The 20,885-nt window shown below is 61.1% G+C and carries 18 protein-coding genes and 1 other RNA gene; 17 read left to right on the forward strand and 2 right to left on the reverse strand.

Features of this window, described 5'->3' with window-relative positions; genetic code table 11:
- Positions 1-36: 36 nt before the first annotated feature.
- The 17 genes from AC1DM5_RS16295 to murB all read left to right on the forward strand — a co-directional run bounded on the left by AC1DM5_RS16295 (position 37) and on the right by murB (position 18,344).
- Positions 37-744 carry a J domain-containing protein gene (locus tag AC1DM5_RS16295; protein WP_025669494.1) on the forward strand — a complete coding sequence of 236 codons (708 nt, stop codon included), beginning with the start codon at positions 37-39 and terminating at the stop codon, positions 742-744.
- Positions 741-1,502, forward strand: a complete 762-nt coding sequence (locus tag AC1DM5_RS16300) for an N-acetylmuramoyl-L-alanine amidase (protein ID WP_477975267.1) — start codon at positions 741-743, stop codon at positions 1,500-1,502. Before AC1DM5_RS16295 ends, AC1DM5_RS16300 begins: the two co-directional genes overlap by 4 nt.
- A 263-nt stretch (positions 1,503-1,765) precedes the next feature.
- Positions 1,766-2,383, forward strand: a complete 618-nt coding sequence (locus tag AC1DM5_RS16305; RefSeq protein WP_477823725.1) for a lytic transglycosylase domain-containing protein — start codon at positions 1,766-1,768, stop codon at positions 2,381-2,383.
- Between the two features lie 81 nt (positions 2,384-2,464).
- Positions 2,465-3,640, forward strand: a complete 1,176-nt coding sequence (locus AC1DM5_RS16310; protein ID WP_477823724.1) for an NAD(P)/FAD-dependent oxidoreductase — start codon at positions 2,465-2,467, stop codon at positions 3,638-3,640.
- A gap of 58 nt (positions 3,641-3,698) precedes the next feature.
- An RNA gene (gene rnpB / locus AC1DM5_RS16315) (RNase P RNA component class A) lies at positions 3,699-4,092 on the forward strand.
- Between the two features lie 430 nt (positions 4,093-4,522).
- A complete protein-coding gene (mraZ, locus tag AC1DM5_RS16320) occupies positions 4,523-4,960 on the forward strand; it encodes a division/cell wall cluster transcriptional repressor MraZ (RefSeq protein WP_037099643.1) in 438 nt (145 codons plus the stop codon).
- Between the two features lie 17 nt (positions 4,961-4,977).
- Positions 4,978-6,003, forward strand: coding sequence for a 16S rRNA (cytosine(1402)-N(4))-methyltransferase RsmH (rsmH, locus tag AC1DM5_RS16325; protein ID WP_477823723.1), 1,026 nt, complete (start codon positions 4,978-4,980; stop codon positions 6,001-6,003).
- Between the two features lies 1 nt (position 6,004).
- The gene (gene ftsL / locus AC1DM5_RS16330) at positions 6,005-6,430 is read left to right on the forward strand and encodes a cell division protein FtsL (RefSeq protein ID WP_477823722.1); all 426 of its coding nucleotides are present in this window, start codon (positions 6,005-6,007) and stop codon (positions 6,428-6,430) included.
- The gene (locus tag AC1DM5_RS16335) at positions 6,430-8,178 is read left to right on the forward strand and encodes a peptidoglycan D,D-transpeptidase FtsI family protein (RefSeq protein ID WP_477823721.1); all 1,749 of its coding nucleotides are present in this window, start codon (positions 6,430-6,432) and stop codon (positions 8,176-8,178) included. The genes ftsL and AC1DM5_RS16335 overlap by 1 nt, the downstream gene beginning before the upstream one ends.
- 64 nt (positions 8,179-8,242) lie before the next feature.
- Complete coding sequence (locus AC1DM5_RS16340; RefSeq protein ID WP_477823720.1) at positions 8,243-9,703, forward strand: UDP-N-acetylmuramoyl-L-alanyl-D-glutamate--2,6-diaminopimelate ligase; 1,461 nt, start codon at positions 8,243-8,245, stop codon at positions 9,701-9,703.
- On the forward strand, positions 9,700-11,133 hold the full coding sequence (locus tag AC1DM5_RS16345) for a UDP-N-acetylmuramoylalanyl-D-glutamyl-2,6-diaminopimelate--D-alanyl-D-alanine ligase (RefSeq protein ID WP_477823719.1): 1,434 nt from the start codon (positions 9,700-9,702) through the stop codon (positions 11,131-11,133). The genes AC1DM5_RS16340 and AC1DM5_RS16345 overlap by 4 nt, the downstream gene beginning before the upstream one ends.
- A gap of 20 nt (positions 11,134-11,153) precedes the next feature.
- Positions 11,154-12,254: a phospho-N-acetylmuramoyl-pentapeptide-transferase gene (gene mraY / locus AC1DM5_RS16350; RefSeq protein WP_477823718.1), complete on the forward strand. Its 1,101-nt coding sequence runs from the start codon at positions 11,154-11,156 to the stop codon at positions 12,252-12,254.
- Between the two features lie 7 nt (positions 12,255-12,261).
- A complete protein-coding gene (murD, locus tag AC1DM5_RS16355; RefSeq protein WP_477823717.1) occupies positions 12,262-13,674 on the forward strand; it encodes a UDP-N-acetylmuramoyl-L-alanine--D-glutamate ligase in 1,413 nt (470 codons plus the stop codon).
- A 1-nt stretch (position 13,675) separates the two neighbouring features.
- Positions 13,676-14,830: a putative lipid II flippase FtsW gene (ftsW, locus tag AC1DM5_RS16360; RefSeq protein WP_477823716.1), complete on the forward strand. Its 1,155-nt coding sequence runs from the start codon at positions 13,676-13,678 to the stop codon at positions 14,828-14,830.
- A gap of 6 nt (positions 14,831-14,836) precedes the next feature.
- Complete coding sequence (murG, locus tag AC1DM5_RS16365; protein ID WP_477823715.1) at positions 14,837-15,961, forward strand: undecaprenyldiphospho-muramoylpentapeptide beta-N-acetylglucosaminyltransferase; 1,125 nt, start codon at positions 14,837-14,839, stop codon at positions 15,959-15,961.
- Entirely contained in the window at positions 15,958-17,373 is a 1,416-nt protein-coding gene (gene murC / locus AC1DM5_RS16370; protein ID WP_477823714.1) for a UDP-N-acetylmuramate--L-alanine ligase, read from the forward strand. The genes murG and murC overlap by 4 nt, the downstream gene beginning before the upstream one ends.
- Positions 17,370-18,344, forward strand: a complete 975-nt coding sequence (gene murB / locus AC1DM5_RS16375) for a UDP-N-acetylmuramate dehydrogenase (RefSeq protein ID WP_477823713.1) — start codon at positions 17,370-17,372, stop codon at positions 18,342-18,344. The genes murC and murB overlap by 4 nt, the downstream gene beginning before the upstream one ends.
- Positions 18,345-18,347: 3 nt before the next feature.
- On the opposite strand, the gene AC1DM5_RS16380 is transcribed toward murB, so the two are convergent.
- Both AC1DM5_RS16380 and AC1DM5_RS16385 read right to left on the reverse strand, forming a co-directional pair.
- Complete coding sequence (locus tag AC1DM5_RS16380) at positions 18,348-19,277, reverse strand: UDP-glucose 4-epimerase family protein (protein WP_477823712.1); 930 nt, start codon at positions 19,275-19,277, stop codon at positions 18,348-18,350.
- 114 nt (positions 19,278-19,391) lie between these two features.
- Positions 19,392-20,702 (reverse strand): MFS transporter, encoded by a 1,311-nt coding sequence (locus AC1DM5_RS16385; RefSeq protein WP_477975270.1) that lies wholly within the window; start codon positions 20,700-20,702, stop codon positions 19,392-19,394.
- Between the last annotated feature and the right edge of the window lie 183 nt (positions 20,703-20,885).

Below are 20,885 nucleotides of genomic sequence, written 5' to 3' on the forward strand. Positions count from 1 at the left end.
TTCCTCTAGAACTTGCTGCATTGCGAGAAGATGACGATGTCTTTCTGGGAAAAACTGGTGAATGCCATTGGCAATACGGCGGGCAATGCGCTCTCCGCGGTGGTCGAGGCTATTCGCACGGTTTTCGAAGGTGATCCGGAGACGCGCCGCAAGGTTGCCTTCTCCGTAGCTGTCATTGCGCTTTCGGCCAAGATGGCAAAGGCTGACGGTATCGTCAGCGAAAAGGAAGTGCAGGCTTTCCGCGATATCTTCGAGTTTCCTCCGAGCGAGGCGAAGAATGTCGCGCGCCTCTATAATCTCGCCCGCCAGGACGTTGCCGGTTACGAGGCCTATGCAGCGAAGCTGTCTACGCTCTGCTCGACCTGCGCCGCCAATTGCCCGGTTCTGGAGGACGTTCTCGATGGTCTGTTCCATATCGCCAAGGCGGATGGGCTGATCCACGAGAAGGAAATGAATTTCCTGCGCCATATCGCCGAGATCTTCCAGATGAGCGAGGCGCGTTTCGATCAGATCGCTGCGCGTCACGTCTCCGATGGACGCGACCCCTACAAGGTTCTCGGGGTTTCGCCGGCAGATGATTTCCCGACGATCCGCCGCCACTACCATGTGCTCGTCAGCGAGCATCATCCGGACCGGCTGATCTCGCGCGGCGTGCCGGAAGAGTTTCATGCGATTGCCAACGAACGCATGGCAGCGCTGAACGACGCCTATGCGGCGATCGAAAAGGAACGCCGCGCCGCATGACCTCATTCGAGGCCGATTACAAGCAGGCGCACGTCCAACCTTCGCCGAACCATGGCGAACGCGCTGACGGACGCAAGCCTGATATGATCCTGCTGCATTATACTGGCATGCCGAGCCCAGAAGGAGCACTCGAGTGGCTCTGTCGGGACGAAAGCCAGGTCTCCAGCCATTATTTCGTGCACCCGGACGGCGAGGTCGTGCAACTCGTGCCTGAGAACCGCCGCGCATGGCATGCGGGCAAGAGTTTCTGGCACGGCGAGACGGATATCAACTCACTGTCGATCGGCATCGAGATCGCCAATGCCGGCCATCCGGGCGGGCTTCCGGATTATCCGAAAGAGCAGATTGCGGCGGTGATCGAATTATGTCGCGATTGCGGCGATCGCTGGTCAATCGCGCCTGAAAGGGTGCTCGGCCACTCCGACGTCGCCCCTGTGCGCAAGGTCGATCCGGGCGAAAAATTCCCATGGGGCGAGATGTATCAGGCCGGTGTCGGCCATTGGGTGGAACCGGYCGCTATTACCGGCGGGCGCTTCTTCCAGCGCGGTGATCGCGGGCAGCCGATCGAGGCGCTGCAGTCCATGCTGTCGCTCTATGGTTACGGCACTGAGATCACAGGCGAATTCAGCGACAAGACGGCCGGCGACGTGGAAGCTTTCCAACGGCATTTCCGCCCCGAACGGGTGGACGGGATCGCCGATTTCTCGACGATTGATACGCTGCATCGCCTGCTTTCGGCGCTGCCGCGATATTCCTGACCTTTCGTCATTTCTGACATTACCGATTTTCCATGTTCAGACGCGAAATTCGGGCTGCCACATCATTTCCCTATTATCTCCTCATTGCGATGGTCTAAGAGCTCTCGTCAAACGGCGCCGATGGTTGTTCCCAAGCTAAATCGAAGGCGTCATGTGAAACGATAAGAATTGCTGCGAAACCTGACCAGTTCTTGGCCAGGTATTCTCCATAATGGCGAGGCGCGCAGCCCGGCAATTCTTTGGGTCGGAGTGATCAAGACTACATGAGAAAATTTATTGTTGTTGCTGCAGCATGCGTTGGCATGGTGCTGGCGGGAAATAGCTTTGCCTTTGCGAATGACTGGGGCGTAAGAGCCGATGCGCCCGTGAAGAAAGTGGAGCGTCCGCAGAAGACAGCGGAGCGCGTGCATAAGAAAGAACGCCTGCAGAGGACGGCGCAGCGTGTACAGAAGAAAACAGAGCGTCCGCTGAAGACGGTCGAGCGCCAGAGCGGCTATCCCGTAGCCGATGTTTCCGGCAATTCCTATTCCGCATTGATCAGCAAATATGCCAATCAATATGATGTGCCGGTGGCTCTTGCGACCGCTGTCATCCGTGTTGAAAGCAATTTCAATCCGATGGCGCGCGGCAGCCATGGCGAAATCGGCCTGATGCAGATCAAGCCGGCGACGGCCCGCATGATGGGTTATTCCGGCGGTGCCAAGGGTCTGTTCGATCCGGAAACCAACATCAAATACGGCATGAAGTACCTGGCGGCCGCCCACGATCTCGGTGGCGGGCAGACCTGCAATACCATCCTCAAGTACAATGCCGGTCACGGCGCGACGCGCATGAACCCGGTCTCCAAGTCCTATTGCGGCAAGGTTCTTGCGATGCTCTGAACCGGAAGCGCTTGTCTCTGACAAGGGCCGGATGATTCAGAACGATTGCCATGTTATCGCTAGCCTTTAACGAGGTGAGATATGGCAGTCGATTATAAATTCATCGTCATCGGCCGCGGCATGATGGGTGCCGCGGCCGCAAAATATCTGGCACGCCAAACGGACGGCGTTGCCGTCATCGGCCCGGACGAGCCTGAAGACCGTAAGGCGCACGACGGCGTCTTCGCCAGCCATTATGATGAAGGACGCATCACCCGCACCATCGATCCGGATCGCGACTGGGCCCTGCTCGCCAATCGCTCCATCGCCCGCTATGGCGAGATCGCGAAAGAGAGCGGCATCGATTTCTATGCGGAAGCAGGCTGCGTCGTCGTGGCGCCTTCCGATAGCGATTATCTCAACGATACAAGGCGGGCAGCGAGCTCACTCGGTGCCGAGACCACCTCCCTCGACGAGGTTGGCCTGAAGAGACAGTTTCCCTATTTCGCCTTTCCCTCCGGCAGTACCGGCATTTTCGAAGCGAAGGGAGCGGGGCATATCAGCCCGCGCAAGCTTGTAAGGGCGCAGTCGCTGCTTGCCGAGAAGGCAGGTGCGGCGGTGATCCGTGATCATGTCATCTCGATCCGGGAGGAGGGCGGTGCGGCTGTCGTCACAACGGCGGTCGGCGAGGTCTATCGCGCCGAGAAAGTGCTGCTTGCGGCCGGCGGTTTTTCCATTTCGCAGAATCTCTTGCCGCAATCCGTTGATATGACGGTTTACGGGCGCACCGTGGCCCTTTTCGAAGTGGCGGAAGAGGATGCGCATCGCTTTGCCGGCATGCCGTCGCTGATCCTCGATGCACCCGGCATCGACATCTATCTATTGCCGCCGATCCGCTATCCCGACGGCGGGCTTTATCTGAAGATCGGCGGTGATCCGGACAATCTGGTGCTGAACAATGATAAAGACATGCGTGCCTGGTTCCGCACCGACGGGCGCGAAGTTGCACGCGAACACTTCAAGGGCATCGTTGCACGCATCGTGCCAGAACTCGAGGCGCGGTCCATTTCGAGTGCATCCTGCGCGGTCTCCTATACCAAGAGCCGCTATCCGATGATTGGCTATACCGCTTCGCCGCATATTGCCGTTCTGACCGGCTGCTCGGGAACGTCTGCCAAGAGCTCCGACGAGATCGGCAGGCTGGGCGCTGAACTGCTTCTGGCAGGCAGAATCAAGGATCAGGGCTACGCCACGGATTTCACACCTTATTTCCGTTAAGCCTGCCACCCCATATTTCGTTGGCATTTGCGGGCTTCCTCGTTTAAGGGAGCCCCTGCCAGTTGGCCGGGCAGCCGCGCTTTACCAATGCCGAAAGGCGGTAGGGTGAGGAAAGTCCGGGCTCCACGGAAACACGGTGCCGGATAACGTCCGGCGAGGGCGACCTCAGGGAAAGTGCCACAGAAAGCAAACCGCCTGTCTTGACAGGTAAGGGTGAAAGGGTGGGGTAAGAGCCCACCGCATCTCCGGCAACGGATATGGCACGGTAAACCCCACCGGGAGCAAAACCGAATAGGGATGACGCGGTTGGCGAAAGCCTTCCGGCCTGTTTCTGGGTCAGTCATCCGGGTGGGTTGCGTGAGGCAGCGTGCAAGCGCTGTCCCAGATGAATGGCTGCCACGTTCCGGTTCGCCGGAGCCATACAGAACCCGGCTTACAGGCCAACTGGCGATTACCTTTTCCGGCGTCCGCTTTGCCGCAAAATCCGATTTCCTTCCTATCAAGCCATTGAAATGTCTGAAATAGAGGCGAGGTCTCACGGATCTTGCCTGGCCGGATTTCCCGTTCGCCCGGGGTGCTTCGCGTGGCGTTTGAGAATCGCTTTCCTAACCCTTTGTTAAACTTAACAGCTTATAAATGTTTGATACTGCGCCCGCCTCAAAATGGGCTCATCCCATTGACGCCCATATGGTCCCATGCTATCCCAAATGCGCACTGCATCAGGGCAATCATCTGCCCATCAATCGCAAAGCAAAGGCGCCTTCCGGACCGGAAGCGTCGGGAGGACCTTGGTTCTTTCGGCTTGCGAAGCTGTGCCTGACTTTGAGGGTTTCGGGCGGCCAATGGCATTCCGGGCTCTTTCGGAAACGGATGTTTCGTGTCATGAGCCGCTTCCTTTCGAATGCGACCAACAGGATCGATACCAAGGGCCGGGTTTCCGTGCCGGCGGCGTTTCGTTCCGTGCTGGCGCAACGCAATATTCAGGAGGTTTACTGCTTCCAGGATTTTGTGTTTCCGGCGATCAGCGTCGGCGGTTCGGATCTTCTGGAAAGATTCGAGCGGCAGATTGCGGCGGAGGATCCGTTTTCGCCGGATGCAAACGAGATGTCGCTTCTCATTCATGGGGGCGGGGTCTTCATGAAGCTCGACGCCGAGGGGCGGTTGATGGTCACGGATTTCATTCGCGACTTCACCGGCATTTCGGACGAGGTGACCTTTGTCGGTCGGGCGGATCACTTTCAGCTCTGGCAGCCGCAAGCATTCGCGGCCGCACAGGCGCAGGCACGAGGGGAGCGCAAGCTGGCGGGCAAGCGTTCCTGAACGAACGAGGGAACGGAATGGCGGCGAATCCTGGCGGAGGTTCAACTGAAGCCGGTGGCGGACCGGTTCGCCACATTCCGGTTCTTCTCAAGGAAGTGCTTGCGGCGCTGGAGCCTTTTTCCGGCAAGGTCATTCTCGATGGCACCTTTGGCGCGGGCGGCTATAGCTCGGCCATTCTTGCTGAAGGCGCCGATGTGATCGCGCTCGATCGCGATCCGACGGCGATTGCCGCCGGCCAGGCACTTGTTGCGGCGCATGGCGGTCATCTCAAGCTCATCCATTCGCAGTTTTCGCAACTTGCCGATCATGCGCCCGACGGCGGGCTTGATGGCGTGGTGCTCGATATCGGCGTTTCCTCCATGCAGATCGATGAGGCCGAGCGCGGCTTCTCGTTCCAGAAGAGCGGCCCGCTCGACATGCGCATGTCGGCTGCGGGCGTTTCTGCCGCCGATGTCGTCAACCGCGCCAAGGTCGCCGATCTCATTCGGATCTTCCACTATCTCGGCGAAGAGAGCCAGGCGCCGCGCATTGCGCATGCTATCGAAAAGCGCCGCGTCGAAAAGCCCTTTGAGACGACGCGCGATCTCGCCGGCCTGATCGAGCTGGTGACGCCGCGCAAGATGAAGGACAAGATCCATCCGGCAACGCGGGTCTTCCAGGCGCTGCGCATCTTCGTCAATGACGAGCTCGGCGAGCTGGCGCAGGCGCTGTTTGCCGCCGAGCGGTCGCTGAAGCCCGGCGGTCGCCTCGTCGTCGTTACCTTCCATTCGCTGGAAGACCGTATCGTCAAGAAGTTCTTCTCCGACCGTGGCGGCAAGGCTTCTGGCTCCCGCCACCTGCCGATTGCACATGAGCGCGCCGCGACCTTCGAGCCAGTTGGCAAGTCGATGGTTTCTGCCAGCGAAGAAGAGGCTCAGGCCAATCCGCGCGCCCGTTCCGCCAAGCTGCGCGCCGGCCAGCGCACCACTGCCGCCGTTGAATCCGAAGACATGTCACTCTTCGGATTCCCAAATCTTGCCAGCCTCGGAAAGCTTGGAGGTTGATATGCTGAGAACGTTCGATCTTGTGCTCATCGGCATCATGACGGCGACAGCCGCCGTGACCTACACAATCAAGCACCGCGCCGAGCTGAAGCTCGAGGAGGTTCGCCGCCTCGAAGCGGAGATCAAGCTGGAAAAGGACACGATCGATCTCCTGAAGGCCGACTGGGCGCTGCAATCGCAGCCGAACCGGCTGGAGCGGCTGGTCAATGCCTATAACCGCGAACTGCAGCTGCAGCCGACGGATTCGACCTCACTTGCCCATGCGCGCGAGCTGCCGATGCTGAAGTCGCAGGTTCCTCCGCCTGATATCACCGAAGCCAAGGCGGGCGCCAAGCCAGGTGCTGCCGCCAAGGCTCAGCCGATTCCGATGCCAGCGCCCCGCGAAGCCGAAGACGCGGACCAGATCGAAACGGGAGCGCTGGAATAATGTCCTTCCTTTCCCGCATCATGGTGCTGAAGAGCCAGGCGCATTTTTCCGCCGGCGTCTACGACCGTTTCGGCGCCCCCTCGGGTATGGCGATCGAAGGCTCGCGCAAGCGCAAGGCCGGGCAGGCCAAGAGCCGCGTCGGCCTGCTGATCGTCGGCTTTACCGCCCTCTATGCGGTCATCGGCGCCCGTATGGTTGAATATGCGATGAAGGAGCCGGAATCGGTCTCGTCCATCCTGCCGCCCGACCGGCTGATGGCGTCGCGCCCCGATATTGTTGACCGCAACGGCGAAGTGCTGGCGACCGATATCCGCACCGTTTCGCTGTTTGCCGAGCCGAACAAGATCGTCGATACCGACGAGGCCGTAGAGAAGCTGCAGACGGTGCTTTCCGACCTCGACGTCAAGGACACCTACAAGAAGCTCTCGAGCCGCACCTCGCATTTCGCCTGGCTGCGCCGCCAGCTGACGCCGAAGCAGCAGAGCCAGATCCTGGCGCTTGGCATTCCCGGCATCGGTTTCCGTCCGGAAAAGCGCCGCTTCTATCCGGGCGGYGCGACCGCCGCGCATATCCTCGGCTATGTCAACATCGACAACCGCGGCGTGGCCGGCATGGAGAAATATATAGACGATCAGGGGCTTGCCGATCTCGCCTCGGTCGGCATGACGAGCAATCAGCCGTTGGAGCCGGTGCGCCTTTCGATCGATGTGCGCGTGCAGGCGATCGTGCGCGATGTCGTGGCCAGTGCCGTAGTCAATTACAAGGCGAAGGGTGCGGGTGCCGTCGTGCTGGATGCCCATACCGGCGAAGTGCTCGCCATGGCGTCTGCGCCGGATTTCGATCCGAACAATCCGCAGGAAGGCTCCAAGGACGGCTGGCTGAACCGCATGTCGAACGGCACGTTCGAGATGGGCTCGACCTTCAAGACTTTCTCGACCGCCATGGCGATCGACAGCGGCAAGGTATCACTGAAAGACAGTTTCGACGCGACCAACCCGATCCGCATCGGCGGCTTCACCATTCACGACTTCCACGGCCAGCGCCGCTGGCTGACCGTTCCGGAAATCTTCGAATATTCCTCCAACATCGGCACGGCGAGAATGATCGATATCGTCGGGATGGAGATGCAGAAGGACTATCTGACGCGCTTCGGCCTGCTGACCAAGATGCAGACCGAGCTGCCGGAGGTGAAGATGCCAAGCCAGCCGCGCGTCTGGAAAAAGATCAATTCCATCACGATCTCCTTCGGCCATGGTGTGGCGACGACGCCCCTGCAGACGGCTGTCGCCGGTGCAGCGCTAATCAATGGCGGCAAGCTGATCGAGCCGACTTTCCTGCCGCGCACCCGTGACCAGGCCGATGAAGTGGCCGAGATGGTCGTCAAGAAGGGGACGAGCGACGACATCCGCTATCTCTTCAAGCTGAATGGCCAGAAGGGCTCCGGCCGCAACGCCGACGTGCCGGGCTTCAATGTCGGCGGCAAGACCGGTACAGCCGACAAGGTCGTCAACGGCCGCTACGCCAGCAACCTCAATTTCAACGCCTTTCTGGCGGCTTTCCCGATCGACAATCCAAGATATGTGGTGCTGACCTTCTGCGACGAGCCGCTTGATGGCGAGCAGCATCAGCGCATCGCCGCCTATACGGCGGCGCCCATGGTCAAGAACATCGTACGCCGTGCAGCGCCCATCCTCGGCGTCGAGCCGGAATTTGGCGAAGACGGTTCGGCCTTGTTGGTGTCTTATTGAGTGTGAATCAATGTCGGTGTCGATTCGTAAGGGGCGGTCGACCTGAACCAGAAAAGTGCATTCGATGAAATTGCGGGACCTCGCCGGAAATGCGTTTCCGGAACTCAAAGCTGAACTTGAAGGACCGGCCGGGGCGCTGGATATATCAGGATTGTCTTCCGACAGCCGGAAGATCCTACCCGGAATGGCTTTCGTGGCGATTGCCGGCTCCAAGGCAGATGGTGCGGGTTTCATCGCCGATGCTGTTGCCAAGGGTGCTGCCGCCGTCATCGCATCGCATGCGGCTGAGACCCCCGTACCGGTTCTTGTCGTTTCCGAGCCGCGCCGTTTCCTTTCCGTTGCCGCTTCGCATTTCTACGGCCGCCAGCCGGCAACGATGGTTGCGGTGACGGGCACGGCCGGCAAGACCTCGGTTGCTTCCTTCACCCGGCAGATCTGGGCGCATGCCGGCCATGCGGCGGCGATGATCGGCACGACAGGCGTCATCTCGCCGACACGCAATGAATATGGATCGCTGACGACGCCTGATACTGTATCGCTGCACGAGTTGCTCGCCGAACTTGCCGATGAAGGCGTCACGCATGCCTCGATGGAAGCTTCCAGCCACGGCCTCGACCAATATCGCCTCGACGGCGTGAAGCTCGCGGCCGCCGCCTTCACCAATCTCGGCCGCGACCATATGGATTACCATCCGACGGTCGAAGACTATATGGCGGCCAAGATGCACCTCTTCGATCGGGTGCTGCCGAAGGGATCGCCCGCCGTCATCTTCGCCGATGATCCGTGGTCGGAGCAGGCGATCAAGGCGGCGACGGCTGCCGGCCATGATGTGCGAACGGTTGGCCGCAAGGGTGCCTATCTGACGTTGAAGCGTGTCGAGCATTTTCGTCACAAGCAGGTTGCGGAAGTCCATGCCGAAGGTGAGATTTTCGAAGTCGATATTCCGCTTGCCGGGGATTTCCAGATCGCCAATGCGCTGGTTGCTGCGGCGCTTGCCATGTCGACCGGCGTTCCGGCAAAGGTCGCGATGGCTGCACTCGAAAAGCTGCAGGGCGCTTCCGGCCGTCTTGAGCTGGTCGGTCATACCAAGGACGGCGCGCTCGCCTATGTCGATTACGCTCATAAGCCGGACGCGCTGGAAAATGTGCTAAACTCGGTGCGTCCGTTCACGACGGGCCGCGTCATCGTCGTGTTCGGCTGTGGTGGCGACCGCGACCGCGGCAAACGGCCGATCATGGGCGAGATTGCCTGCCGGCTTGCCGATGTCGTGATCGTCACCGATGATAATCCGCGCTCGGAGGAGCCGGCTGCGATCCGCGCCGAGATCATGGCCGCGGCCAAGTGCGCTTCCGAGATCGGCGACCGCGCCCAGGCGATCCGTGACGCGGTACTGCAGCTGAAATCCGGCGATACGCTGATCGTCGCCGGCAAGGGACATGAAGAGGGGCAGACGGTCGGTAGCGTCACGCTGCCGTTTTCCGATCATGCCGAAGTGCGCAAGGCTTTGGAGGAGCGGGTACCATGAACTGGCTCTGGACCACCGAAGACATGATCGCCGCGATGGCGGGCCGTCCGTTCGGTTCGCTGCCGCAGGGTATTACCGGCATTTCCATCGACAGCCGTTCGATTGCGCCCGGTGAGGCCTTCTTCGCGATCAAAGGTGACCGCGTGGATGGGCACGATTATGCTTCGATGGCGATGGCAAATGGCGCGTCGCTGCTGGTCGTCAGCGAGGCCCGCCTGCCGGCCATGGGCCGCCTGACGGTGCCGATGATCGTGGTCGAGGATGTGCTCGCCGCACTTGGCCGTCTGGGGCTTGCGTCGCGCGAGCGTTCGCGGGCGAAGATCATTGCCGTCACCGGATCGGTTGGCAAGACGACGACCAAGGAGATGCTGCGCCATGTGCTGTCTCCCTCCGGTAAGGTGCATGCGTCCGTTGCTTCCTTCAACAATCACTGGGGCGTGCCGCTGACCTTGGCGCGCATGCCGATCGACACCTATTTCGGCGTGTTCGAGGTCGGCATGAACCATCCGGACGAGATCCGGCCGCTTGTGAAGATGATCCGACCGCATGTCGCTGTCGTCACGACGATCGCGCCGGCTCATCTCGGCAATTTCCAGAACGTTCAGGAAATCGCCGCCGCCAAGGCGGAAATCTTCGAGGGGCTGGAGCCCGGCGGCGACGTCGTTCTCAACCGCGACAACGATCAGTTCAATTTCCTGGAGCAGGCCGCCCAGGCGCTCGGTATCACGAGGATCCATTCCTTCGGCCAGCACGCCAAGGCGGAGTTCCGTCTCGCTGAATTCAACGGCTCGGACGAAAGCTCGACGCTCTGGATGACTGTTGCAGGCGATACCAAGGAAGTGCGCATCGGCGCACCGGGTCGCCACATCGCTGAGAATGCGCTGGCTGCATTGGGCGTCGTGACGATTGTCGGCGCCAGCCTCGACAAGGCCATCGAAGCGCTTGCGACGCTGAAGCCGGAAAAGGGCAGGGGCAAACGCTACAGGCTTCCAATCGGCAATGGCAGCTTCACGCTGATCGACGAGAGCTATAACGCCAATCCGGCCTCCATGCGCGCAGCGATCGCGCTGCTTGCGACAGCCGAACCGACTGGCCGGGGGCGCCGCATCGCCGTGCTCGGCGACATGCTGGAAATGGGCGAATTTGCTGAGCAGGTGCATGCAGATCTTGCCGGCCCGCTGCTGGCCGCCGGTCTCGAACATGTCTGGCTCGCAGGGCCCGAGATGGTGGCGCTGAAAGAATCGCTTCCCGACAGCGTCGCGGTCGAGCATCGCGAGAAGACGGAAGAATTGTTGGAATTTGTATCGAACTCGGTCGCACCTGGCGACGTGTTGATGGTGAAGTCGTCTCTGGGGATCGGTTTCGGCAAGATTGTCGCCGCGCTCCTTGACAAGTACCCGCCAGTTTCAGACACGCAACGCGAACTATGATCGGGTAAAAGGGGCCTTGAATGCTGATTTGGCTAGTCGAACTGTCGGAATATTTCAAATTTCTGAATTTGTTCAGGTATATCACCTTCCGGACCGGTGCCGCTCTTTTCACCTCCGCCCTTATCGTCTTCCTCTTCGGGCCGACCATCATCAACTCGCTGCGCATCCGGCAGGGCAAGGGCCAGCCGATCCGTGCCGATGGGCCGCAGACGCATTTCAAGAAGGCCGGCACGCCGACCATGGGCGGCCTGATGATCCTTGCCGGCATCGTCGGCGCGTCGCTGCTCTGGGCCGACCTTTCCAACGTCTACGTCGTGGCGACGCTGCTCGTGACGCTCGGCTTCGGCGCCATCGGCTTCTATGACGATTATCTCAAGGTCACCAAGCAGAGCCACAAGGGCTTTTCGGGCAAGGCGCGTCTCGGCATCGAGTTCATCATTGCCGGCATCGCGGTGTATTTCATGATGCGCACGGCGCTCGTCTCGGGTCCGGCAGGCTCCACCTTCGGCTCCTCGATCGCATTCCCCTTCTTCAAGGACTTCCTGATCAATATCGGCATCATGTTCGTCGTCTTCGGCGGTTTCGTCATCGTCGGCGCCGGCAATGCCGTCAACCTGACCGACGGCCTCGACGGTCTTGCTATCGTCCCGGTCATGATCGCCGCCGCCTCCTTCGGCGTCATTGCCTATCTTGCCGGTAATGTGGTCTTTGCGAACTATCTGCAGATCAATTTCGTGCCCGGCACCGGCGAGCTTGCCGTGGTGCTCGGCGCCGTCATCGGTGCTGGTCTCGGCTTCCTCTGGTTCAATGCCCCGCCGGCGGCTATCTTCATGGGTGATACCGGGTCTCTGGCGCTCGGCGGCACGATCGGCACGGTTGCCGTCGCCACCAAGCATGAGATCGTCATGGCGATCGTCGGCGGCCTGTTCGTCATGGAAACGCTGTCGGTCATCATTCAGGTCGGCTTCTTCAAGATGACCGGACGGCGCGTCTTCTTGATGGCGCCGATCCACCATCACTTCGAAAAGAAGGGCTGGACGGAAAGCCAGGTTGTGATCCGCTTCTGGATCATTGCCGTCGGCCTTGCCTTGCTTGGCTTGTCCACTCTGAAGCTGCGGTGAGGCGGTCATGATCCCGGTCACGACGCTTGCAGGAAAGAAAGTCGCTCTCTTCGGTCTTGGCGGCTCCGGCTCGGCGACCGCCAAGGCCTTGATCGCTGGCGGTGCCGATGTCACGGCCTGGGACGACAATCCTGACAGTGTTGCCAAGGCCGCATCGGAAGGCATTACTATTGCCGACCTGCACACGATCGACTGGAGCGCGCAGGCGCTCTTCGTGCTTTCTCCCGGCGTGCCGCTCACCCATCCGAAGCCGCACTGGACCGTTGATCTCGCGCGTGCGGCTGGCGTCGATATTGTCGGCGATGTCGAGCTCTTCGTGCGGGAGCGCCGCGCGCATGCTCCCGATTGCCCTTTCATCGCCATCACCGGAACGAACGGAAAATCGACCACGACGGCGCTGATTGCCCATATCCTGAAATCGAGCGGTCGTGACACGCAGCTCGGCGGCAATATCGGCACGGCCGTGCTGACGCTCGATCCGCCGAAGAGCGAGCGCTATTTCGTCGTCGAATGCTCCTCCTACCAGATCGATCTTGCGCCGACGCTCAATCCGTCCGCCGGCATCCTGCTCAACCTGACGCCCGATCACCTCGATCGGCACGGCACGATGCAGCACTATGCCGACATCAAGGAACGGCTGGTCGCCGGCAGTGATGTCGCTGTTGTCGGCGTCGATGACAGCCATTCGGCGCTGATTGCCGACCGCATCGAGCGGGCAGGGGTGAAGGTGGTCAGGATCTCCCGCCGCAATGTGCTGGCCAACGGCATTTATGCCGAAGGCACGAAGCTCATCCAGGCAGCGGGTGGCGCCATGCTGCCCTTCGTCGATCTCGACGGCATCCAGACGCTGCGCGGCAGCCACAATGCGCAGAACGCTGCTGCCGCGGTTGCCGCCTGCCTCGCGGTGGGTGTCTCCGCCGAGGACATCCGTGCGGGTCTTGCATCCTTCCCCGGCCTCAAGCATCGCATGCAGCCAGTCGGCCGGCGCGGCAATGTCGTCTTCGTCAACGATTCCAAGGCGACGAATGCGGATGCTGCGGCTCCGGCACTTTCGAGCTATAACAGGATCTACTGGATTGCCGGCGGATTGCCGAAGGCGGGCGGTATTACGACGCTTGCGCCCTATTTCCCGCGCATCGCCAAGGCCTATCTGATCGGTGAGGCGGCGGCGGAATTTGCCGCGACGCTCGGCGAGGCGGCACCCTACGAAATATCAGGCACGCTGGAACGGGCAGTGGCGCGTGCCGCAGCTGACGCCGAAAATGATGAAACCGGTCCCGTGGCCGTGATGTTATCCCCGGCTTGCGCAAGCTTCGACCAGTACAAGAATTTCGAAGTCAGGGGCGATGCCTTTGTCGGCCATGTGGCCGCTCTTGACGGCGTGACGATGCTGATCAATTCGGCAACAGGAGGCAAATGACATGGTGAGCCGCGCGGAACGTGGAGCATTGGCCGATTGGTTCTGGACCATCGACCGCTTTTTCCTGGCCTTGTTCCTCTTCCTGATGGGCATCGGCTTCATGCTCTCCTTTGCGGCTTCGCCGGCGGTTGCCGAGCGCATCGGCCTGGAACCCTTCCACTTCGTCAAGCGCCACGCAGCCTTCATGATCCCGTCGATTGCGGTGATGCTTGGCCTCTCGTTCCTGACGCCGCGCCAGGTTCGGCGCACCGCGATCATCCTGCTGATCGTGGCACTCGCCATGATGCTGCTGGTGCTGTTCTTCGGCCAGGAGGTCAAGGGCGGCAGGCGCTGGATCTGGATCGCCGGCCTTTCCATCCAGCCGTCGGAATTCATGAAGCCGGCCTTCGTTGTGGTCTGCGCCTGGCTCTTTGCCGAACATGCGCGTCAGCCGGAGATACCGGGCAATCTCTTCGCCATCATCCTGTTTGGTATCGTCGTCGCCCTGCTCGTGGCGCAGCCTGACCTTGGTCAGACGATCCTGACGACGGCCGTCTGGGGCGGCATGTTCTTCATGGCGGGCATGCCGTGGCTCTGGATCATCGTGCTGGGTGCCGGCGGTGCGGGTGGTCTGGTAACCGCCTATTATGTCTTCCCGCATGTGGCGGGCCGAATAGACAAGTTCCTTACCGGCGAAGGCGACACGTTCCAGATCGATACCGCCCGCGAGGCAATCATCCGAGGCGACTGGTTCGGGCAGGGGCCGGGCGAAGGCATCGTCAAGCGCATCATTCCGGATGCGCATACCGACTTCATCTTCTCGGTCGCGGCCGAGGAATTCGGCATCGTCTTCTGCATCGCGCTCGTCGTCATCTTCACCGTGCTGGTGCTGCGCGGCCTGTCGCATGCCTATCGCGAACGCAACGACTTCAACCGCTTTGCCGTCGCCGGCCTTGTGCTGCAGATGGGCATCCAGTCGATCATCAATATCGGCGTCAATCTCGAATTGCTGCCGGCCAAGGGCATGACGCTGCCGCTGATTTCCTACGGTGGTTCGTCGATGGTGGCGATTTGCGTGACGGCCGGCTTCATTCTGGCGCTGACGCGCCATCGCCCGGAAAAACGTGCGCAGGACCGGAGCCTCTTCCGCGTGCCGCACGGCATGCCGGCGGAGTAGGATATTATGAGCAAGGGCATCGTCCTTCTTGCCGCCGGGGGAACCGGCGGCCACGTCTTTCCGGCAGAGGCGCTGGCCTTCAAGCTGAAGGAGCGCGGCTATTCCGTGCATCTCGTCACCGACAGTCGTGCCGAGCGTTATGCCGGCAAGTTTCCGGCTGACGAGATCCATGTCGTGCCGTCGGCGACGATCGGTTCCAAGAACCCCGTGGCCGTTGCCCGTTCTCTGTGGAAGCTCTGGACCGGAATGCGCGCCGCAAAGCGGCTGATCCAGCGGCTGAAGCCCGTGATCGTCGTCGGCTTCGGCGGTTATCCGACCGTGCCGCCGCTGCTTGCCGCCAGCCGCCTCGGTGTACCTTCCATGCTGCACGAGCAGAATGCCGTCATGGGGCGTGCCAACAAGGCGCTTGCGCCGCGCGTCAGGGCGATTGCCGGCGGCTTCCTGCCCGAGAGCGGCGGCACGTTTTCCGACAAGACGATTGCGACCGGCAATCCTGTGCGGCCGGCGATCCTTGCCGCGGCCGAACAGCCTTACATACCGTCGCATCCGGGCGAGGATTTCAATCTCGTGGTCTTCGGCGGCAGCCAGGGCGCACAATATTTCTCCAAGGCGATGCCGACGGCGATCAGCCTGCTCGACGATGCGCTGCGCGCGCGGCTCCGGGTAACCCAACAGGTTCGCCCGGAGGATATGGAGACGGTGCGCGGGTGCGTAGTGCAGCTGCAGATGGCTGCGGATATTGCGCCGTTTTTCAATGACATGGCGGAGCGTCTTGCCAAGGCGCATCTGGTCATCTGCCGCTCCGGCGCCTCGACGGTTTCGGAGATCTCGGTCATCGGCCGTCCGGCCGTGCTGGTGCCTTATCCGCATGCGCTGGACCATGATCAGGCGGCCAATGCCGCAGCGCTGGCGGCGACCGGCGGAGCCAAGGTGATCGCCCAATCCGAGCTTTCGCCCGAGCGTATCGCCTCTATCCTGACGCATGTCATGAACGATCCGGAAAAGCTTGCGACCATGGCGGCTGCCGCCAAGCTTGCAGGAAAACCGGATGCAGCGAACTTGCTTGCCGACATGGTTGAGGCTATTGCCGCCGGTAAGACAGTTGCAGAATTCAAGGGGGCACGCGCATGAAGCTGCCAAAGGCGATCGGCCTTGTCCATTTCATCGGCATTGGCGGTATCGGCATGAGCGGTATCGCCGAGGTGCTGCATAACCTCGGCCACAGGGTGCAGGGATCGGATCAGTCCGACAGTGCCAACGTTCAGCGCCTGCGCGATAAAGGCATCGAAGTCTTTGTCGGCCATAAGGCGGAAAACCTCGGCGATGCCGAAGTCGTTGTCGTGTCGACCGCGATCAAGAAGAGCAATCCGGAACTGATTGCCGCACGCGAGAAGCTGCTGCCGGTCGTGCGCCGCGCTGAAATGCTGGCCGAGCTGATGCGCTTCCGCAATGCGATCGCCATTGGCGGCACGCATGGCAAGACGACCACCACGTCGCTCGTTGCCACGCTGCTCGAAGCCGGCGGGCTGGACCCGACCGTCATCAATGGCGGCATCATCAATGCCTACGGCACGAATGCGCGCATGGGCGAGGGTGAGTGGATGGTGGTCGAGGCGGATGAGTCCGACGGCACTTTCCTGAAGCTGCCAGCCGATGTGGCCGTCGTTACCAATATCGATCCTGAGCATCTGGATCATTACGGCAATTTCGATGCGGTTCGCGCCGCCTTCCGGCAGTTCGTCGAAAATGTCCCCTTCTACGGCTTCGGCGTCATGTGCCTCGATCATCCCGAGGTTCAGGCACTGGTCAGCCGGATCGAAGACCGCAAGGTCATCACTTACGGCGAAAACCCGCAGGCCGATGTGCGCTTCATGAATGTGCGCATCGACGGCACGCGCTCGATCTTCGACGTTGAAATCCGCCGCCGCCGCACCGGCGAGGTCATCAGACTTGACGATCTCGTCATGCCGATGCCCGGCCGTCACAACATCTCGAATGCCACTGCGGCCATCGCCGTCGCCAACCGCCTCGGTATGTCCCGCGAGGATATAGCCAAGGGGCTTGCCTCTTTCGGCGGCGTGAAGCGGCGCTTCACGCTCACCGGCGAATGGAACGGCGTGCAGATCTTCGACGACTACGGCCATCACCCGGTCGAGATCAAGGCGGTGCTGCGCGCCGCCCGCGAGGCCTGCAAGGGCCGTATCATCGCCGTGCACCAGCCTCACCGCTATACCCGCCTGTCGAGCCTGTTCGAGGAATTTGCCGCCTGCTTCAATGATGCGGACAGTATTTTCATCGCGCCTGTTTATGCAGCAGGTGAGGAGGCCATCGAGGGCGCGGATTCGGAATCGCTGGTTTCCCGCATCAAATCGGGTGGTCATCGCGATGCGCGCTTCCTTCCTTCGGCGGAAGCTCTACCGCAGATGGTAGCAGAGATTGCAAAACCCGGGGACTTTGTAGTTCTGTTGGGTGCTGGTAGCATTACATATTGGGCAGCGGCGCTGCCGAAGCAGTTGCAAGACCTTTCAGGAAAATCCGCATGAAACAGGTTAACGGGGAAAAACTTCTTGCCTCTCTCGGAGAAGGCGTAAAGGACATTCGCGGCCGACTGACGCCGGATGCCCCCATGGACCGCGTCACCTGGTTCCACGCCGGCGGTCTGGCCGAGCTGATGTTCCAGCCGCATGACGAGGACGATCTTATCGCCTTCCTGAAGATCCTGCCGGATGAGGTGCCGCTGACGGTGGTCGGCGTCGGCTCAAACATCCTGGTGCGCGATGGCGGAATTCCAGGCGTCGTGCTGCGCCTTTCGGCCAAGGGCTTCGGCTTTGTCGAACTTGCCGGCGAAAACCGCATTCTCGCCGGCGCGATCTGCCCAGATAAGCACGTTGCCGCCATGGCGATGGATAATGGCATCGGTGGCTTCGCCTTCTATTACGGGATTCCTGGCGGTATCGGCGGCGCTGCCTGCATGAATGCCGGCGCCAACGGCTCCGAGACGAAGGATCGTGTGATCGAGGTCCGAGCGATCGACCGCAAGGGCAACAAGCATGTGCTGTCGAATGCCGAGATGGGCTATTCCTATCGCCACTCTGACGCTGCTGATGATCTGATCTTCACTTCGGTGCTGTTCGAGGGCTATCCCGACGACCGCGCCAAGATCCGCGCCGAGATGGATGCCGTGCGCAACCATCGCGAGACGGTGCAGCCGATTCGCGAAAAGACCGGTGGTTCGACTTTCAAGAATCCCGAGGGTCATTCGGCCTGGAAGCTGATCGACGAGGCGGACTGCCGCGGTCTCGTCATCGGCAGCGCGCAGATGTCCTCGCTTCACTGCAACTTCATGATCAACATGGGGCAGGCGACGGGCTACGATCTCGAATATCTCGGCGAGGAAGTGCGCCGCAAGGTTTTCGAGACGGCGGGCATCAAGCTCGAATGGGAAATCAAGCGTCTCGGGCTCTTCATGCCCGGCCGCGAGGTTCGCCCCTTCCAGGGCGTCACGACAGAGTAAGCGCTATTTTACCGCAAGTCTTAAACCTTCGCGCGACGTGATGACGGGCGACCAGCCCAGCACGTCGCGCGCGCGGGATATATCGACCTGCAGAGAGCCGCAGAGGCGCTGATAGACGGCTTCCTTTCCTGTGATTCTGGCTACCATGTGCATCAGGGACGGCGGGAAAGGGAGGAGCATCGGTTTGACGCCGAGGCCCGCGGCGATGCCCTCGATCAATCCCGGCGTCGACAGGTCCTCACCATCTCCTGCAAGGAATGTTTCGCCAGCTGCCGCCGGATGCTGCATGCAGGTGATGATCAGGTCGGCGAGGTTTTGTACCGCGACCAGCGTGCGGCGGTTTTTCAGTGACGCGAAGGGCAGGGGCAGCCTCTTGCGGACAAGGCCGACGAGCAGGGCGAAGTTACCGCGCGCGCCGGGGCCATAAACCAGCGGCGGGCGGACGATGACGACGTCCATGCCGGTGCGGGCGGCGATCTGCCGAAGGCCGATTTCGCTTTCCATTTTCGAAATGCCGTAGGGATCGATCGGCTTCGGTTGGTCGTCGTGCCGGAACGGCCGGTCGTTCTCTTCGCCGTTGACCTTGATGGTGCTGATGAAGACGAAACGCTTCACGCCGGCGCGAGCAGCCTGTTCGGCAAGATTGAGCGTGGAGGCGGTGTTGACCCGGCGGAAATCCGCCAGCGGATCGGCCGAACGATCGTTCATGATGTGAACGCGGGCAGCAAGATGGACGATGACATCGACGCCTTCGAGCGCTGCAGTCCAATCGGTCTTCTCGGTGATATCGATTGGGAAATGCCTGATATCCGGCGGGAAGGCTGATGTCGGGGATCGTGTCGTGACCGCTACGTCGCAAATCTGCTCCCTGTACAGCCGTTCGACAAGAGGAGCGCCGACGAAGCCGGCTGCGCCGGTGACGAGGCATCGCATGATCTTCTCCCTGTTGCGCCCGTGGAGGCCTTCGCTAGCCGGAACTGCCGATCGCATCAATAAAAAAAGCCGCGACGGTGAGCGTCGCGGCTTCTTGTTCAGGAAGTATGAGGTTCAAATTTCTTCGCGGCCCGACAGCCGGATGCAGATCAGCGAGATCGCAGCCGAGACGGCGAGGTAGTAGCCGACATAGTTGAGACTATAGTTGGTTGCGAGCCAGGTGGCGATATAGGGGGCGAGCGAAGCCCCGAAGATGCCGCCGAGGTTGAAGGTCATCGAGGCGCCGGTGTAGCGCACCATGGTCGGGAAGGGGGCTGCCAGTGCAGCGCCGATCGGACCATAGGTGAAGCCCATCAGGCCGAGGCCGATGATCGAGCACAGGAAGGCGCCAGTCAGGCCCGCCGTCAGCAGGCTTGCATAGAAGAAGCCGAAGATCGCAATGGCGATCGTGGTCAGGGTCAGGATCAGACGACGCGAGTAGCGGTCCGACAGCCAGCCGGAGAGCGGGATCGTCAGGCCGAAGAAGACGACGCCGACGAGCTGGACGACCAGGAACTGCTCACGCGAATAGCCAAGCCCGCCCTTTTCCAGAGGTGTGGTGCCCCAGGACAGCGTGAAGACCGTCATCAGGTAGAAGAGCACGAAGGTGGCAACGGCGATGAAGGTGCCGAGAATCAGGCTGCGCAGGTGGCCGCGGAAGACGGTCGCGACCGGAACGGCGACGCGCTCGTGCTTTTCGACAGCCTTCTGGAATTCCGGCGTCTCGGCGATCTTCAGGCGGACATAGAGACCGACGGCGACGAGCGCCAGGCTGGCGATGAAGGGAATGCGCCAGCCATAGGCGAGGAAGTCCTCGTTGCTCATGGTTTCCGCGAGAATCAGGAAGAAGCCGGAGGAGAGGATGAAGCCGATCGGCGCGCCGAGCTGTGGGAACATGGCGTACCAGCTGCGCTTGCCGGGAGGTGCGTTTTCGGTGGCGAGCAGCACGGCGCCGCCCCATTCGCCGCCGAGGCCAAGGCCCTGGCCGAAGCGGCACAGCGCAAGCAGCAGCGGCGCGGCGATGCCGATCGCATCGTAACCCGGCAGAATGCCGATCACCACGGTCGACAGGCCCATGGTCATCAGGGCTGCCACCAGCGTCGCCTTGCGGCCGACCTTGTCGCCGAAATGGCCGAAGACCACGGCGCCGAAGGGGCGGGCGAAGAAGGCGATCGAGAAAGTCACCAGCGACTGCAGCAGTGCGGAGGTCGGATCGCTCGACGGGAAGAAGAGGTGCGGGAAGACGAGGACGGCTGCCGTCGCGTAAACGTAGAAGTCGAAGAATTCGATCGTGGTGCCGATGAGGCTGGCGATCAGGACGCGTGCGGGGGAATTGACTTGCGTGCTGCTCGAAGGGCTCGGCGATACGGAGATCGCTTCTGTCATGTTCATTCCAATCAGTAACTTTATCGATTTGCTTGGGAGGTGTCGCTCTTAACGCAATTTTAAGGCTGAGAAAATGCCCGGACACGCAAGAATATGACGCAAGCGACATTGTCATCTGGTGTGACTGGGCTGCACCGATATGGCTATCCGTCTCCCCAGGCTCAGCGGTTTCTCAACCTTGCG

Source organism: Rhizobium sp. 01T437 (assembly GCF_056398505.1).

What these genes read in the sequence shown, in the direction of transcription:
- AC1DM5_RS16295 (WP_025669494.1), top strand. Translation starts at nt 37, where the DNA reads ATGTCTTTCTGGGAAAAACTGGTGAATGCCATTGGCAATACGGCGGGC.
- AC1DM5_RS16305 (WP_477823725.1), top strand. Translation starts at nt 1,766, where the DNA reads ATGAGAAAATTTATTGTTGTTGCTGCAGCATGCGTTGGCATGGTGCTG.
- AC1DM5_RS16310 (WP_477823724.1), top strand. Translation starts at nt 2,465, where the DNA reads ATGGCAGTCGATTATAAATTCATCGTCATCGGCCGCGGCATGATGGGT.
- mraZ (WP_037099643.1), top strand. Translation starts at nt 4,523, where the DNA reads ATGAGCCGCTTCCTTTCGAATGCGACCAACAGGATCGATACCAAGGGC.
- rsmH (WP_477823723.1), top strand. Translation starts at nt 4,978, where the DNA reads ATGGCGGCGAATCCTGGCGGAGGTTCAACTGAAGCCGGTGGCGGACCG.
- ftsL (WP_477823722.1), top strand. Translation starts at nt 6,005, where the DNA reads ATGCTGAGAACGTTCGATCTTGTGCTCATCGGCATCATGACGGCGACA.
- AC1DM5_RS16340 (WP_477823720.1), top strand. Translation starts at nt 8,243, where the DNA reads ATGAAATTGCGGGACCTCGCCGGAAATGCGTTTCCGGAACTCAAAGCT.
- AC1DM5_RS16345 (WP_477823719.1), top strand. Translation starts at nt 9,700, where the DNA reads ATGAACTGGCTCTGGACCACCGAAGACATGATCGCCGCGATGGCGGGC.
- mraY (WP_477823718.1), top strand. Translation starts at nt 11,154, where the DNA reads ATGCTGATTTGGCTAGTCGAACTGTCGGAATATTTCAAATTTCTGAAT.
- murD (WP_477823717.1), top strand. Translation starts at nt 12,262, where the DNA reads ATGATCCCGGTCACGACGCTTGCAGGAAAGAAAGTCGCTCTCTTCGGT.
- ftsW (WP_477823716.1), top strand. Translation starts at nt 13,676, where the DNA reads ATGGTGAGCCGCGCGGAACGTGGAGCATTGGCCGATTGGTTCTGGACC.
- murG (WP_477823715.1), top strand. Translation starts at nt 14,837, where the DNA reads ATGAGCAAGGGCATCGTCCTTCTTGCCGCCGGGGGAACCGGCGGCCAC.
- murC (WP_477823714.1), top strand. Translation starts at nt 15,958, where the DNA reads ATGAAGCTGCCAAAGGCGATCGGCCTTGTCCATTTCATCGGCATTGGC.
- murB (WP_477823713.1), top strand. Translation starts at nt 17,370, where the DNA reads ATGAAACAGGTTAACGGGGAAAAACTTCTTGCCTCTCTCGGAGAAGGC.
- AC1DM5_RS16380 (WP_477823712.1), bottom strand. Translation starts at nt 19,277, where the DNA reads ATGCGATGCCTCGTCACCGGCGCAGCCGGCTTCGTCGGCGCTCCTCTT.
- AC1DM5_RS16385 (WP_477975270.1), bottom strand. Translation starts at nt 20,702, where the DNA reads ATGACAGAAGCGATCTCCGTATCGCCGAGCCCTTCGAGCAGCACGCAA.